The sequence below is a fragment of the Chryseobacterium sp. YR221 genome, assembly GCF_900176315.1.
Classification (GTDB): Bacteria; Bacteroidota; Bacteroidia; order Flavobacteriales; family Weeksellaceae; genus Chryseobacterium; species Chryseobacterium rhizosphaerae.
Genome location: NZ_FWXM01000004.1, coordinates 56,098 through 70,372, shown reverse-complemented (window position 1 = coordinate 70,372; position 14,275 = coordinate 56,098). Strand labels below are relative to the sequence as shown.

16 protein-coding genes are annotated in these 14,275 nt (G+C 37.5%); 9 read left to right on the top strand and 7 right to left on the bottom strand.

Annotated elements, in window-relative coordinates; all coding sequences use genetic code 11:
* The first annotated feature begins 73 nt into the window (after positions 1-73).
* From B8967_RS12740 to B8967_RS12730, 3 genes are all read left to right on the top strand, one after another.
* Positions 74-667 (top strand): porin family protein, encoded by a 594-nt coding sequence (locus B8967_RS12740; RefSeq protein ID WP_047484512.1) that lies wholly within the window; start codon positions 74-76, stop codon positions 665-667.
* Between the two features lie 78 nt (positions 668-745).
* The gene (locus B8967_RS12735; RefSeq protein ID WP_084086352.1) at positions 746-1,795 is read left to right on the top strand and encodes a sensor histidine kinase; all 1,050 of its coding nucleotides are present in this window, start codon (positions 746-748) and stop codon (positions 1,793-1,795) included.
* Complete coding sequence (locus tag B8967_RS12730) at positions 1,792-2,526, top strand: LytR/AlgR family response regulator transcription factor (RefSeq protein WP_047484509.1); 735 nt, start codon at positions 1,792-1,794, stop codon at positions 2,524-2,526. The genes B8967_RS12735 and B8967_RS12730 overlap by 4 nt, the downstream gene beginning before the upstream one ends.
* Before the next feature lie 58 nt (positions 2,527-2,584).
* Here the strand turns inward: B8967_RS12730 and B8967_RS12725 are convergent, their stop codons facing one another.
* Positions 2,585-3,493 carry a DUF6268 family outer membrane beta-barrel protein gene (locus tag B8967_RS12725; RefSeq protein WP_047484507.1) on the bottom strand — a complete coding sequence of 303 codons (909 nt, stop codon included), beginning with the start codon at positions 3,491-3,493 and terminating at the stop codon, positions 2,585-2,587.
* Between the two features lie 168 nt (positions 3,494-3,661).
* On the opposite strand from B8967_RS12725, the gene B8967_RS12720 reads away from it, so the two are divergent.
* Positions 3,662-5,488 (top strand): acyltransferase family protein, encoded by a 1,827-nt coding sequence (locus tag B8967_RS12720; RefSeq protein ID WP_084086351.1) that lies wholly within the window; start codon positions 3,662-3,664, stop codon positions 5,486-5,488.
* Positions 5,489-5,504: 16 nt separating this feature from the next.
* Here B8967_RS12720 and B8967_RS12715 read toward each other — a convergent pair whose 3' ends face one another.
* From B8967_RS12715 to B8967_RS12700, 4 genes are all read right to left on the bottom strand, one after another.
* The gene (locus B8967_RS12715) at positions 5,505-6,695 is read right to left on the bottom strand and encodes a multidrug effflux MFS transporter (RefSeq protein WP_084086350.1); all 1,191 of its coding nucleotides are present in this window, start codon (positions 6,693-6,695) and stop codon (positions 5,505-5,507) included.
* Positions 6,696-6,863: 168 nt separating this feature from the next.
* Entirely contained in the window at positions 6,864-7,682 is an 819-nt protein-coding gene (locus tag B8967_RS12710; protein ID WP_084086349.1) for a helix-turn-helix domain-containing protein, read from the bottom strand.
* A 79-nt stretch (positions 7,683-7,761) separates the two neighbouring features.
* Positions 7,762-8,826 (bottom strand): thiamine-phosphate kinase, encoded by a 1,065-nt coding sequence (thiL, locus tag B8967_RS12705; protein ID WP_047484499.1) that lies wholly within the window; start codon positions 8,824-8,826, stop codon positions 7,762-7,764.
* Between the two features lie 68 nt (positions 8,827-8,894).
* The gene (locus B8967_RS12700; RefSeq protein WP_047484497.1) at positions 8,895-9,389 is read right to left on the bottom strand and encodes an acyl-CoA thioesterase; all 495 of its coding nucleotides are present in this window, start codon (positions 9,387-9,389) and stop codon (positions 8,895-8,897) included.
* 113 nt (positions 9,390-9,502) lie between these two features.
* Here B8967_RS12700 and B8967_RS12695 point away from each other — a divergent pair, with 113 nt between their 5' ends.
* From B8967_RS12695 to B8967_RS12675, 5 genes are read left to right on the top strand one after another with little or no spacing between them, the layout of a single operon-like run.
* Positions 9,503-10,705: a BaiN/RdsA family NAD(P)/FAD-dependent oxidoreductase gene (locus B8967_RS12695; RefSeq protein WP_084086348.1), complete on the top strand. Its 1,203-nt coding sequence runs from the start codon at positions 9,503-9,505 to the stop codon at positions 10,703-10,705.
* Positions 10,706-10,719: 14 nt separating this feature from the next.
* The gene (locus B8967_RS12690) at positions 10,720-11,109 is read left to right on the top strand and encodes a TonB C-terminal domain-containing protein (protein ID WP_179140063.1); all 390 of its coding nucleotides are present in this window, start codon (positions 10,720-10,722) and stop codon (positions 11,107-11,109) included.
* Between the two features lie 5 nt (positions 11,110-11,114).
* Complete coding sequence (locus tag B8967_RS12685; protein WP_084086346.1) at positions 11,115-11,753, top strand: DUF2306 domain-containing protein; 639 nt, start codon at positions 11,115-11,117, stop codon at positions 11,751-11,753.
* Positions 11,750-12,670, top strand: coding sequence for a YARHG domain-containing protein (locus B8967_RS12680; RefSeq protein WP_084086345.1), 921 nt, complete (start codon positions 11,750-11,752; stop codon positions 12,668-12,670). Before B8967_RS12685 ends, B8967_RS12680 begins: the two co-directional genes overlap by 4 nt.
* Complete coding sequence (locus B8967_RS12675) at positions 12,651-13,109, top strand: energy transducer TonB (protein WP_052188449.1); 459 nt, start codon at positions 12,651-12,653, stop codon at positions 13,107-13,109. Before B8967_RS12680 ends, B8967_RS12675 begins: the two co-directional genes overlap by 20 nt.
* Positions 13,110-13,135: 26 nt before the next feature.
* On the opposite strand, the gene B8967_RS12670 is transcribed toward B8967_RS12675, so the two are convergent.
* Positions 13,136-13,519 carry a ribosomal maturation YjgA family protein gene (locus B8967_RS12670; protein WP_084086344.1) on the bottom strand — a complete coding sequence of 128 codons (384 nt, stop codon included), beginning with the start codon at positions 13,517-13,519 and terminating at the stop codon, positions 13,136-13,138.
* Positions 13,520-13,619: 100 nt separating this feature from the next.
* Complete coding sequence (locus B8967_RS12665) at positions 13,620-14,273, bottom strand: thioredoxin family protein (protein WP_084086343.1); 654 nt, start codon at positions 14,271-14,273, stop codon at positions 13,620-13,622.
* Positions 14,274-14,275: the final 2 nt, after the last annotated feature.

The window sequence follows — 14,275 nt, the reverse complement described above, 5'->3', positions numbered from 1 at the left end:
GTTCATCAAATAAAGTTTCACCTCACGCTCCCGATTTGTTGTTTTGCACCAAGTTTTTAACAACAATCAATTTATGAAACAGCAACTTTTAGCCTTCGGTTCGCTATTATTATGCATTACGTGCTCAATAGATACTCAGGCGCAACAGACCCCGGCTTTTCACATCGGAGTCAAAGGAGGTACAAATTTTACAAAAACCTCAACGGAATCATCCTTGGAAGGAAAATACGGATTTGGATATCAGGCAGGAATCATGACAAGAATGGATATCGGCAGTCTTTATGTACAAGGAGAAGCATTATTCAACAAAAGAAAAACATCTTACGAAGCCAAAGACGGAACCTCAGCAAAGCTGACATGGAATGCCATTGATATTCCTGTGGTAGTGGGATATAAGCTCATTAAAACAGACGATGTAAATCTAAGAGTATTTGCCGGTGGAGTGTACAGCTATGCTTTTAACAATAACCTTTCAGCTCCCCAGGCTTTTCAGGAGGGTTTTAAAAAGTTTGACAAATCCAATATCGGGCTTACAGGGGGTGTAGGTGTAGATTATAAGAATTTCACCGTAGACCTTAGGTATGAAACAGGACTTTCAAGCATCAGCAAAGAATTTAAATCCAAGCCCCACAGTTTCAGCCTTGGGATAGGTTATTTCTTATTCTAAAAACTTAAATTATCTTTACCATTAGAAACTGTGTCTCTGCAGTTTCTATTTTTTTATAAACTTAGTCCGTTTCTTCTCATGACAAAATCTTTTCTTTCAAAAGAATATATTTTCACCTTTCTCTTCTGGTTTGTTTTTGCCGTTGTATTATGGTGCAATTTTCAGATTGCTACAGAGAAATACCTGGCCATGATTCAATCCCTGATCATTACCTTCAGTTCATTTATGTTCACTCATTTTTTAACCACCAAACTCCTTCCCAAGGCTTTACGGTCGAAAAAAATGCGAAGCTTTCTAATCCAGTCCACTATTGTCATTCTTCTTTTGAGTATCATTTATTCTGTCATATTCACTTATCTGGAAGTTGCTCCTAAAACGAACCTTCCTCCTACTTTTAGGGGACATCTCCCTATTTTATGGCAAGGATTTTATATGGCCCTTCCCGCCTCTTTTCTGATTAACGGATCAGCCTGTGGTATTAAATTTTATAAGGAACACGGAAGAATAGAGCGGGATCATATCCTTCTCCAGCAGGCTCACCTGGAAAACCAGCTCAAGCTGCTGCAGGATCAGATCAATCCGCATGTGGTATTCAATATCCTGAATCATATTCATATACTGATGAAAACAGATATTCAGCTCGCTGATTTTTTACTGATGAAGTTTTCAGATATTTTAAGGTATCAGCTCTATCACTGTAATCAAAACCTGGTCCCTCTGGATAAAGAAATTGAATATTTGCAAAACCTGGTGGAAGTGGAGAAATTAAGATGGGGAAATGAACTGGAGGTTGAGGCACATTGGCACATTGATCATAAAAAAGCCTCTATAGCTCCTCTGCTATTGGTATCCTTTATTGAAAATGCCTTTAAATATGTCTGCCGTCTTCCCGGACAAACCGGATATATCAGAATTTCATGTAAAGAAGAAAACAACAGTCTTTTATTATATGTAGAAAATTCTTACTCTGACAAGGTAATGTACAAAAAGAAGGATGGAACCGGAGGAATTGGTATTCAAAATGTAAAAAAACGTTTAAAACTACAATATCCGGATTCTCATGATTTAAAAATAGAATCTGACGGCCACGTTTATAAAGTCACTTTAACCCTAGAATTATCTGAATGAGCAATAATATCCCTAAAATGAAATGTCTGATCATAGATGATGAACCATTAGCCAGATTCCATCTTAAAGCACTGGCAGATCAGATAGATTTTTTATCCGTTGAAGGCACTTGTGCAACGGCATTGGAGGCAGATTCCAAAGTAAAAGAAAGTGAAATTGACCTTCTTTTTCTGGACATCAATATGCCCTACCTGAGTGGTCTTGAATTTTTGGAACAACTTGAAAACCCTCCATTATGTATCCTTACCACCGCGTATTCCGAATATGCACTGGAAGGATTCCGGTTGCAGGTAGCCGATTATCTTTTAAAACCTATTGCTTTTAACCGGTTTTATCAGGCCGTCAATAAAGCCCAGCAACAGTTTATCATCAGTGAAAAACTGAAAAAAAACACGCCTTTGGATGATCCATTTCTGTATGTAAGACAGTCTGATTCTTTTATCAAAGTTTCCTGGGTGGATATTCTATATGTTGAAAGTATGCAGAATTATACCAAACTTCATTTTAAAGATAAATCCCTGATCATTCATCAGACCATGAAAGCCATTGAAGAATCTTTACCTGCGGAACATTTTTTCAGGATCCATAAATCGTTTCTGATTAATATTACACATATTGATATGATTTCCGGAGGCCGCCTGTTTATCAATAAAATAGAGCTTCCTATTTCCCGTACCCGAAAAGAAGAACTGCTCAATCAGGTTGTCTATAAAAAGCTTATCAGTAAATAGAAAAATTTGGAAATAAGAAGAGGGAATGATAGGATACTTTCCCTCTTCAACTGTCTTGTTATGGTAAGTTCCAGCGTAAGGCAAGAGCGACGTAAAATGTACTTGCAAATTTGGGATCGGCAACCTTCTTCTCCCTGAAGATACTTTTGATTTTCCTGTCACTTTCACTGAAACTTCTCAATAAGGCTGTTCCCCCTGTAAGGCGAAGACTCAGCTTGTCATTAAGTTTTATTTCAGGTCTTATTCCGGCGGTGATCTGCTGATAACCCAGCAAGGTAGACTTCCCATCCTTATTCCTTTCTACGGACATTCCGCTGAGGTTAACCACTGCTTTTAATGCAAATTTATCGGTAAACTGATAGCCGGCTTCCATTCCTTCCGGGAAATTGATATTGAACTTAATTTTCCCATTCGTCTTCCAATCAAAATAAATCCAGGGCATAATCATAGGAACTCCAAATGCTGTGGTAAGAACAGGACCTCCACCCAGTGCCAGATTAGGATTAAAATGTCTGATAAACAATATACCTCCCTGCCCCAGTACATCATCAAAACTGATGTCTTCCATATCGGTATACACGCCTACCGTTGCGGTCATCATCATACTCCACTTTTTTCCTAATGGCCTCAAATGCTGTATTCCAATCTGGGCATTCAGCATCTGATCTGGAAATAGCTGTTTCTCATAATTTTTATGGGTCATCTTTGCATAAGATCCACCGAGGAGCATGGACCAGGCCTTTACTTTACCATTAGTGTCTTTTTTTACGGACAAAGGAATGCTAAGATTCAGGTCTACTCTTTTAAAGTCACTTTTGGAATCCGTTTTTACACTGTCTTCCGGACGGATATAGCTGGAGGAAGCAATATATTCTGTTTTAAGCTCACCGGATATTCCGGATTGGGCATTGATCCAATAGCCTAATGGCAATACACAGCAGAAAACCGTCAAAAGGTTTCTCTTCATAATTTAAATTTTACACAAAGAGAGCCCTTTGACCATTCTTCACAAAAATTACTTGATTAAGTGCCGGAATGCTATGACAAGAGGATCAAATAACAGGATCAAGAAAACAACAAACCATTGAAATGAAGTCTTTATATTCTGTTATATTTGTCAGTATAAAATCATCTGATGCAGTTTAGAAATGATATACAGGGAATCAGAGCCCTGGCCTTCTTTTTGGTCTTTATTTTTCATATAAACTACACCTGGCTGCAGGGTGGTTTTATTGGGGTAGATGTTTTCTTTGTCATATCAGGATATCTCATGACGTCTATCATTATTGATCAAAAGGATAAAAATATTTTCAGCTTTTATGATTTTTACTGGAAGCGTCTGAAAAGAATTTTTCCTGCTTATCTTTTTCTTATTATTGCGGCTACACTTGCAGGATCTTTTATTTATCTGGCAAGGGATATCTGGACACTTCAAAAGTCTGCAGGAGCTTCCATTGTTTTTCTTTCCAATCTGTTATTTTCCAGGGGAGATTCTTATTTCGGAGCAGCATTGAATGAGAACCCTTTTCTCCATACATGGTCATTAGCCATTGAGATGCAGTTTTATTTGTTACTTCCTTTACTGCTTATTTGGGTTAAAAGAAAATACTTATCTGCGGTCATAGTATTACTCATTATTGTTCTTACCACCTATACAAGCATTTCGATGTTTATAGATAACAGCAATACCTCGACTTATTTTTCATTAGTATCCAGAATTCCGGAGTTCCTGATCGGAAGTTTTTACAGTCTTGCATTTAAAAATAAAATCAATTTCAGCAGATCGGGCAATACAATCTTTGTTTTCCTAAACCTTTTGGTATTGATATTATCTGCTGTTTTTATCAGTAAAGATTCTTTTTTCCCGGGAGTAATCGCGTTAATTCCGACCATCGCCACAGCAAACTTATTGGTGACCGGCAACAATCTTATCTCTGATTTTTTTGCAAAAAAAATCCCCGTTTATTTGGGAGAGCTGTCTTATTCACTTTATTTGTGGCACTGGCCCATCATCTCTTTTATAAGATATTATCATGATGAATATTTTCTAAGTCCCGGTGAAGTTGTTTTCACCTGTATTCTGACCTTTATCTCAGCTTGGTTTTCCTACCGGTTTATTGAGAATTTCTTTAGAAAAAAGAATAATACCACCCTTATCCGCTACTCTATTTCAGGAGGCGTTCTATTGATCTGTATGGCTTTTTTAGTTCCGAAAGCTACTGCTGTTTACCAAATTCCGGAAGCCTATACTTCTCCGACCTTCGGACTACTTTCCCATAATGAAAAAAATATTGAAGTTTTTGGAGATAAAACGTCAAAAAACAATCGCATTTTACTTATCGGTGACAGCCATGCACTCAGCATTAAACCTTATTTAGACTATATAGGACAACGAAATGATTTTTCTTTTTCCACGGTGACCACTGATGGTGTTCTTGCTTTAAAAGGAGTAAAAAGAGAGGACTACACCAGCAATGAAGTGAAGTTTTATGATGCTGCCCAGCAGCTTGTGGATTTTACCCAACAGAATATTCAAAAGAACAGGATTATCATGATCAACAGCTCTTCCTTTATAGAACCTATGTCTGCTTATGAATCTCTGGAAAAACTTGCGGGATCATTACGGCCGGATCAAAAGCTGATTGTATTCAATACTTTTCCATCTATCAACCGGGATCCTGTAAAAGTAAACCGTGATTATATCAAAAGAACTTCAGCCTCATTTAAAATCATCGGTAAAGAAAAAAATAAGCTGGCTTTGGAAAAATTTGCTGCCACTTATAAGAATGTCTATCTCTACGATCTGTCTAAAGGGGAGATATTCAAAAGCATACCCTTTTACAAGGATACGCTGATGTATTATAATGCCTCCCACCTTAATACTTATGGCGCCGTTTCTCTGGGTAAAGAGCAGGAAAAAGATTTTATGTCTTTCTTTAGTCCTATCCTGGCAGAGAAATAATAATCACTGTATTGTTTTAGGCAGCACTTTTCTGAGTTTTAAAAATACGATAGCCAAACCAAACAGCAATCACCGCAATTCCTGTACGCGCTATCACCATCGGCATAATAGAATCTGCCTCTAAAAAACCTATCAATGCTGACATCAGAAAGGTAACCATCAACTGCATAAATCCAAGTAAAGCAGCAGCGGTACCCCTGCCTTCTTTAAAAGGAGACAAAGCATGTGCTGAGGTAATAGGAAATAAAATCCCTATAGCCAATAATGATAAATACAGCATTGCAATTTCCAATCCTACAGAAAGGTTTCCGGCAGCAATCAGAATATGGAGTGCACAGACACACAACAGCACGAGTGTAGCAATCAATAAAAGCTTTGCATTACTTATTCTTTTAATCAACTTTGGAGTAATATAAGCGGCAGTAATCAACGCTAATGAATTAAAAGCAAATATGAAACTGAAAACTCCGCTGGAAAATCCATGGATCTCCATAAACAGGAATGGAGCATTAGAAATGTAAATAATAAGCGAAGCAAAGGCAATACTCCCAATCATGGTACTGTTGATGAAATCTTTATTTGTAATGATCATTTTCAGCTGATCCTTCAACCCTTTTTCATTCTCAATCTGATCCGGAAGGCTGATTTTAGCATTAGTTTCAGGAACATATCGATATACCATAAAGAGGGTGATGATTCCCATAATAACTAGAAATGCAAATGAGCTGTTCCATCCCCAGAATTTAAGAAATACACTACCCAGTAATGGGGCTACAATGGGAGCAATACCACTGATCTGGGACTGTTGGGAGAAAATAGTAACGGATTTCTGCTTATCATACAGGTCAATAATGATAGCCCGTCCAATAACAATCCCGGCACTTCCTCCAAAGGCCTGCAGAAAACGCATTGCCCATAACACATAAATATCTGATGTGAAAAATATAGCTGTTGCGCCTACAATAAAAAGCAAAAGACCACAGTACAGCATGGGTTTACGTCCTTTTTTATCGGACAAGGGTCCCCATAATAATTGACCAAAGGCAAATCCGGCAAAGAAAACAGAAATTGAGATCTGTATATGTCCAATATCCGTGTTAAAAATTTGGGCCATGCTTGGAAAAGCAGGAAGATAAAGATCTATACTCAGTGACTCCAGGGTATTCAGCAGTGCCAGAATAAACACTACAATATTCAAATTCTTCATAAATAGTATAAGCCTTCACAGGCGTTTTTTTCTGTCTGCAAAGTTGCTTTAAAAAGTAGAAACACCCAAGACAGGAACTGAAGAAAGACTAGCACAAACTGAGGGTTATTTTTAACACACTGTGTTTTAGAGCTATTTTAAAGCAAGAAAAAAGTAACATTCTGAAGATTAGACTTTTCCGGATCTAAAGCTGTCAGGATTATCTCCCGTATGCTTTTTAAAAAATCGTGAGAAATAAGACGCATCACTGAATCCCAGCTTAAAAGCAATTTCCTTAACCGTTAAAGCCCCGAAGCTCAATTCTCTTTTTGCTTCCAGCAGAAGCCGCTGGGCCACCATTTTCTTAATCGTGGTTGCTCTTGACAACCGTACAATATCATTAAGATGATGGGAACTGATTTTTATTTTATCTGCATAGAACCCGGTATCCCTATGAACAGTGTAATGTTCTTCTATCAGACTGATCAGCTTCTGGATCCGCTGCCTGTCTTTCATTAAAGGATCCTGCAAATTGATCTGTTCCGCAATGATAATGCAAAATGCTCTTAAATACGTTTTAAGCAGTTCAATTCTTGAAGCCCCTTTATATTCCTGTTCCATAAGTGATATTATGGCAGTACAGGCTTTTTCGCTATGAGGGTCTAAAGAAAAAGGAGCTGTTCCTCCGGTCAGTATGGATTCAATAGCACAGGCTTCTTTAAATATTTCTCTTGTCACCGCCAAGACATATCCTTTTTCACCCTGTAACCTCATATTAAACACCTGCCCCGGAGCAATGATACAGATCTGTCCGTTACGAAGAAGATGGCTTTCGAAATCCAATTCCAGACGGCTGTTTTCCGGAACCTTACTAAACCATATAATTTCAAAAAAATTATGCCGGTGGATATCATTAAAATTTTCCGGATGCCCCGTCTGTAAGGTACTCAACTGAAATTTCTCAGAAGTCAGATGATGAACGGGAATATTTTTTTCTGATGAATTCATAGCGAAATAACGAGTATATAAACGGAAACCACAGCGAAAAAAGCTGCGGTCTCCTACAATATTTACAATTAAATAAATTTTATCCGTTCTGCTGGTTGCCTAAAAAAGCGTCCCAGCCCTGAGCTGTAAGGGCCACCAATTGGTTTGATCCTCTTGCTACCATAAAGTTTCCGTCTTCTTTTTCCACAGCATGACCTATAATCGTAAAATCCGGATGATTTTTAATCTTATCAAAGTCATTAGGAGAAATCGTAAACAGCAATTCGTAATCTTCACCTCCGCTTAATGCCGTCATTACCGGATTTAGATTCATTTCATCGGCAGTCGTAATGGTAAGATTATCCATAGGTATTTTTTCTTCATAAAGTCTGAATCCTACTTTTGACTGATCTGAAAGATGCAGGATCTCAGAAGCCAGACCGTCTGAAATATCAATCATGGAAGTTGGTTTAATCTCCAGTTGTTCCAAAATAGCTTTCACATCCGTTCTTGCTTCAGGTTTCAGCTGTCTTTCCAGGATATAATCATAGCCTTCCATTTCCGGTTGCATATTAGGGTCGGCAAGAAAAACAGCATGCTCTCTTTCCAGAATCTGTAGTCCCATATAAGCACCTCCTAAATCACCTGTCACCACAAGAAGGTCATTGGCTTTTGCACCGCTTCTTTTGACAATATTCTCCCCATTTTCAATCCCTACAGCAGTAATACTCATGACCAGTCCCGAATTGGAGCTCGTCGTGTCACCTCCAATCAAATCGACTTTATATCTTGCACATGCTGCCTGAATTCCTGCATAAAGCTCTTCCAAAGCTTCCACCGGAAAACGGCTGGAAACGGCCAGAGATACAAGAATCTGAGTAGGAACCGCGTTCATGGCTGCAATATCGCTGAGGTTTACTACAACAGCTTTATAGCCTAAATGCTTTAACGGAACATAGCCCAAATTGAAATGCACTCCTTCCGCCAGAACATCTGTTGTAAGGACTACTTTTTTATTTTCGGGATTAATAACTGCCGCATCATCTCCTACTCCAAGTTCCGAAGATTCATTGGATAGTGGAAAATACTCTGTCAGATGTTTAATAAGACCAAACTCTCCTAATTTTGAAATGGGAGTCAGCTCCTGTGATTTATCTTCAAACATAAAATTTCTTTTTTGTACAAAGCTCAATGAAGTAATCGTTTTAACGACATTAAACGCTGAACTTTTATTTATTGATTAAATTCCGCCGGATCAATATTATGTGGGTGGAAAGGGAATTTTTTGAAATCCTCTTTTGACAGCACCACGGTTTCCGGGGTTTTATATTTATTCATAGCCTCCACGACATCATCTGGAGGAGTTGTCATTTTTCTCAGCATCATATCAATCCATACCCCTGTAGCTTCAGAAGTTGCACAATGTGCCCCATCCGGAGTATAGAATTTATGAACAAAACGGTAGATAGAGGAATCCTCTGAACAACCGTCTATTTCCAGGCTTACGATAACCGTCTGATCTGCATAGATCTCTTTAAAGAAAGAATATCTTTCGTGCAGCATAACCGGGCCGATTCCCCATCTGCTTAGTTGGGTAACTCCCATTTTCTCTTTGGTCATAAAGGCCATTCTGGCCTGAGCACAATATTGTACATATGATGAGTTGGCTAAATGCTTGTTGGCATCAAGATCACTCCAACGTACTTCGAATTTATGGTAAAATATCATTTGAAAATCGTTTTTAGGATCATAAAATTATATTCTTCAAAAATACTCAAATAAGATGGTTTATAAAAATTGTACTTTTGGAAAAATAATCTTCAGCATAGGATTGCATATACATGAAACAGATCATTATTATCGGAGGCGGTGCAGCAGGCTTTTTCTGTGCATCGAACCTTGACGAAAAGAAATATAATATTACCATTTTGGAACAGAACTCGGATGTCCTTCAGAAAGTGAAAATATCCGGAGGTGGACGCTGTAATGTGACCCACGCCTGTTTTGACCCACGAGAACTGGTACAGTTTTATCCCCGTGGAAATAAAGAGCTATTAAGTGTTTTTACCAAATTTCAACCGGGTGACACCATGGAGTGGTTCGATCAGCGCAACGTACCACTGAAAATTGAAAACGACAACAGGACCTTTCCTGAAAGCAATTCTTCACAGACTATTATCAATACTTTTTTGAATGAGACTCAAAAGAAAAATGTCTCTGTAAAGACAAAATGTGTGGTCAAAGAGATTGAAAAAACAGATGAAAAGTACATTGTAAAAACCAGTTTAGGGGATTTTGAGGCAGATTATATTGTGTATGCTACCGGAAGTTCTCCAAAATCACTGAAAATTATTGAGACTCTGGGGCATAAAATTATTGATCTTGTTCCTTCTCTTTTTACGTTCAATATCAAAGACGAACTGCTGAAAGATTTGCCGGGAACAAGTTTTGAAAATGCAGAGATTTCAATACCCAAACTGAAAACAGAGGAAAGCGGGCCTCTCCTTATTACACATTGGGGGCTTTCGGGACCTGCGGTTTTAAAAATTTCTGCCTGGGAAGCTATTAGTCTTGCCAAGCTTAAATACAATATTGAAATTGAAGTTAACTTCATCTCAAAACCGATGGATGAAGCAGAGGAAATATTTCAGCGTTTCAAGGAAAGCAATCCTAAAAAGACTATTGGACAAGCTAAGATCTATGATATCACAAACAGGTTCTGGCAAAAAATACTGGAGGTTTCAAAAATTGACCTTAATAAGCAGGTAGCCAATATTTCCGGAAAGGAAATGCAGAAAATCCTGGAAAGTCTTTGCCGAAAAAAGCTGCAGGTAACCGGAAAATCAACTTTCAAAGATGAATTTGTAACCGCCGGAGGTGTTGATTTAAAAGAGATTAACTTCAAAAATATGTCTTCAAAAATCCTTTCTAATTTCTATATTGCCGGAGAAGTTCTCAATATAGATGCCGTAACAGGAGGTTTTAATTTCCAGGCATGCTGGAGCGAAGGCTGGCTGATTGCACAAGACTTAAATACCCTATAACGATGAAAAAACTAATGACAATTATACTGTGTTTAGGAGCTACCTTGGCTTTTTCTCAAACACAGGAGACCGTACATCAAGCTGACCGCGAACATCTTGATCCAACAGCTGAAAAACCCGCAGAATATCCGGGAGGAATGAATGCATTTCGAAAAGAAATCGCACAAAATATAAATATCAAGTCTATCCGGGGAGTAAGTGGTAAGCTATCATCCTATGCAAAGTTTGCCATTAATGTGAAAGGAGAAATTGAAAGTCTTACAACAACAGGGGGCAATGAAGCTTTTAACAAAGAAGTAGAAAGAGCCATCACATCACTGAAAACCAAATGGACACCGGCTTCTTATCAGGAAAATCTTGTAAAATATTGGTTTACTGTTCCTTTTATTGCCCATTTTGATTAACTAAAATGCTTTCAACCAGAAGAAATACGGCAATTTTCTTTAGAATCCTTTTTATTATCGGATTTACGTATTTCTTTTGGCTGATGCTTAAAATAACCCTGGAATATATTCCGCTGGATCCTAATGTGAGTTTTTTAATGATCAAACAGACTGAGGTAGTACAGAGACCTGAATATCTCATTTTTTTCTATGCTCACGTTTATACCAGTATTTTTGTTCTTCTTTCCGGGTTTTTATCTATTATCCGCAAAAATTTCGGACTCCGTAATTTTCATAGAAATATGGGAAAGGTTTATATTTTTCTCATTCTCATCACAGCTGCCCCATCCGGTATTTATATGGGATTTTTTGCTAACGGAGGCCTTTTTTCAAAGGTTTCATTTGTTATTTTAGGCTTTTTATGGTGGTTTTCGACGTATAAAGCGTATCAGCTTGCAAGGCAGAAAAAGTTTAAAGAGCATAAGCAATGGATGTGGCGGAGCTTTGCCCTTACTTTATCTGCGATTACCCTACGAATGTGGAAAGTTATTATCGTATATTTATTCCATCCCAATCCTATGGATGTCTATCAGGTCATTGCATGGCTGGGCTGGGTTCCCAATATCCTTTTGATTGAATACTTAATTACCAAAAAACAGATATGAAAATTTTAAATTACACCCTTACCGCTCTATTGGCAGTTTCTTTAATAAGCTGTAAAAAAGATGGAAAAACCAGTGAATCAGGAAAAGATTCTTTGACCGCAAAAAAAGATTCTGTGGTAATCCCGGAAATCTATAAAGAATATTATGGAGTGTATACCGGTGAATTTGCCGGTATGGAAAAAATGATTGACGAATCGGATGGTTCCGAGTATGAAGGGGGATCCTATAAGAGAATTTCCTTAAAGATCAACAGGATAACAAAGGACAGCGTATATGGACAAAGTATTGTAAGTGGAAATCAACGTCCTTTCAGAGGGGTCTTTAATGAAACTTCAAAATCCTTTGTGCTGGATGAGCCGGGAAATGATAAAACCGATGGCCGGTTTGAAGTAAAACTCAACGGTGACAGCTTAACAGGAAAATGGAACGCTTTCAATAAAACAGCTGTAAAAGCACCTGTTAAAACACTTAAATTAACCAAAAAAGAATTTGTTTATAATCCGAATTTCATGCTGGATAAAGATTCTAATCTGGTAGACTGGTCTAATCCGAAAGAATTTGTAGAAAAATATACCGATGAGGAGACCGGAAAAACAGAAAGCTATAAAACCTCTAAAAACAGAGTGGCCTCTGAAGCCATATTCGAGCTAAATGCATCTAAGCAGAAACTGACAGAAAAAGATCTTAAAAACCTAAGAAAACTGGATCTCGAGATCATTAAAAACTCTGTATTTGCCAGACATGGTTATTCTTTCAAAAAAGAAACCTACAGAAATTTCTTTGAACAAACAGACTGGTATATCCCGGTTTCCAATAACGTTGATAACGAACTTTCTCCTCTGGAAAAAGAAAATGTTGCCTTACTAAACCGATTTACAAAATATGCAGAGGATAAATATGACAGTTTTGGAAGATAAAATTAAAATAATGAAAAAACATCTGCTTTTATCCCTTGTATTTTTAGGCTTATTTTCTGCCAAGGCCCAACGGGAATCACTTACTAGCACACGTCCGAAAGCGAGTTCTGTTTCTCCTGTCAACACGCAAGTAAAAGATAAAAATCCTGAATTTCCAGGTGGGTTAGAGGCTTTTAGAAAGGAATTCGTAAGTCAGTTCCAAACACAGCCATTACTTGCCTTGGGTATTCAAGAAGCTTCTGCTACCGCAATGTTTGTTGTAGAAAAGGATGGCAGTATGTCTAATATAAAAATAGAATCTTACAAAAATGTAATCATAAGGGATGAATTCATAAAAGCACTCAAAAAAATAAATACCAAATGGATTCCCGGAGAAAAAGATGGGGAAAAGGTGAGGGTCAGAATGAGACAGCCACTGATTTTTAAGACTGTAAAATAGAATACATCAATCTAAATAGAAAGCCTTCAATTTTTTGGAGGCTTTATTTGTACAAGGACATATAGAAACAGACACCCTACGGCATAGCACAAAATATCAATCCATGAGAAAGAATTTCCAATCACAATATACATCAGACTTCCTGGCTTGAACCCTAGTTTTTCTGCAATATTAAAGTATTGAGCAAACTCTATCACAAAGGAAAACGCAAGGATGCCGAGAATAAGCTTCCGGTTATTGCTTACCTTTACAAAACTCTTTACGAGGGTATAAAGAAGTAGTACTACAATAACATCACCAAGATAGGCCCTAATAAAAAAGACATTCTTCAGTTCAGTAGCAATTAATACCTCTATCAGGAAAATGAAAATACTGAGAAGCAGATATTTCAGGCTTAATTTAAATTTCATATTGATTATGTATACTGGATCCAGCCCTTTATTATGATAAAATATTGGACATAAAAAATCGGCATTCTTTGAATGCCGATTATAATTCTAGGCAAATATATTATTTCTTTACTTTGATCGTACATCCGATAGCAACAGTTTTTGACATTTTCACCGGCTCTCCTTTGAGTAAAGCGTTGACAGCATCCTGGACATAATATTCTGATACATCATTCGGATTATCATAATTATTGTCGATGGCCCCAATATATTTTACAATGTTTTTCCCGTTTTCTTTCTTTAGGAGAAAAACATGAGGTGTTTTTGTTGCTCCATACTGAGGATAAATTTTCTGACCCTCATCCACTAAATAAGGAAAGGTAAACCCTTTCAGTTTGGCTCTTTCAATCATCTGCTGATAACCATCCTCAGGCTGTACGTTAGGATCATTGGGATTAATGGCAACTACCGGATACCCTTGGTTTTTAAACTTTTTATCCAATTCTACAATCCGGTCTTCATACTTCTTTGCATAAGGACAATGGTTGCAGGTAAAAACTACAATAAAACCTTTAGCGCTTTTAAAATCACTTAACGAGACCATTTTCCCATCAATATTTTTCAGCTTAAAATCTGCGGCTTCGTCTCCTACCTCATACCCTTTTGAGTTGATCTTTTCATGCTGAGATGCGTGCTTGTCATCATTCATTGTGGTAAAACTTAAAAGTCCCAGACCCATAACGAATATTGCTAATAAAATCTTCAAATTCTTCATAC

Bases quoted from the DNA above. Each gene is read 5' to 3' on its own strand.
- B8967_RS12665 (WP_084086343.1), bottom strand. From the start codon at position 14,273: ATGAAGAATTTGAAGATTTTATTAGCAATATTCGTTATGGGTCTGGGA.
- B8967_RS12710 (WP_084086349.1), bottom strand. From the start codon at position 7,682: ATGAATTCATCAGAAAAAAATATTCCCGTTCATCATCTGACTTCTGAG.
- B8967_RS12695 (WP_084086348.1), top strand. From the start codon at position 9,503: ATGAAACAGATCATTATTATCGGAGGCGGTGCAGCAGGCTTTTTCTGT.
- B8967_RS12715 (WP_084086350.1), bottom strand. From the start codon at position 6,695: ATGAAGAATTTGAATATTGTAGTGTTTATTCTGGCACTGCTGAATACC.
- B8967_RS12680 (WP_084086345.1), top strand. From the start codon at position 11,750: ATGAAAATTTTAAATTACACCCTTACCGCTCTATTGGCAGTTTCTTTA.
- B8967_RS12730 (WP_047484509.1), top strand. From the start codon at position 1,792: ATGAGCAATAATATCCCTAAAATGAAATGTCTGATCATAGATGATGAA.
- B8967_RS12725 (WP_047484507.1), bottom strand. From the start codon at position 3,493: ATGAAGAGAAACCTTTTGACGGTTTTCTGCTGTGTATTGCCATTAGGC.
- B8967_RS12740 (WP_047484512.1), top strand. From the start codon at position 74: ATGAAACAGCAACTTTTAGCCTTCGGTTCGCTATTATTATGCATTACG.
- B8967_RS12670 (WP_084086344.1), bottom strand. From the start codon at position 13,519: ATGAAATTTAAATTAAGCCTGAAATATCTGCTTCTCAGTATTTTCATT.
- B8967_RS12675 (WP_052188449.1), top strand. From the start codon at position 12,651: ATGACAGTTTTGGAAGATAAAATTAAAATAATGAAAAAACATCTGCTT.
- thiL (WP_047484499.1), bottom strand. From the start codon at position 8,826: ATGTTTGAAGATAAATCACAGGAGCTGACTCCCATTTCAAAATTAGGA.
- B8967_RS12700 (WP_047484497.1), bottom strand. From the start codon at position 9,389: ATGATATTTTACCATAAATTCGAAGTACGTTGGAGTGATCTTGATGCC.
- B8967_RS12720 (WP_084086351.1), top strand. From the start codon at position 3,662: ATGCAGTTTAGAAATGATATACAGGGAATCAGAGCCCTGGCCTTCTTT.
- B8967_RS12685 (WP_084086346.1), top strand. From the start codon at position 11,115: ATGCTTTCAACCAGAAGAAATACGGCAATTTTCTTTAGAATCCTTTTT.
- B8967_RS12690 (WP_179140063.1), top strand. From the start codon at position 10,720: ATGACAATTATACTGTGTTTAGGAGCTACCTTGGCTTTTTCTCAAACA.
- B8967_RS12735 (WP_084086352.1), top strand. From the start codon at position 746: ATGACAAAATCTTTTCTTTCAAAAGAATATATTTTCACCTTTCTCTTC.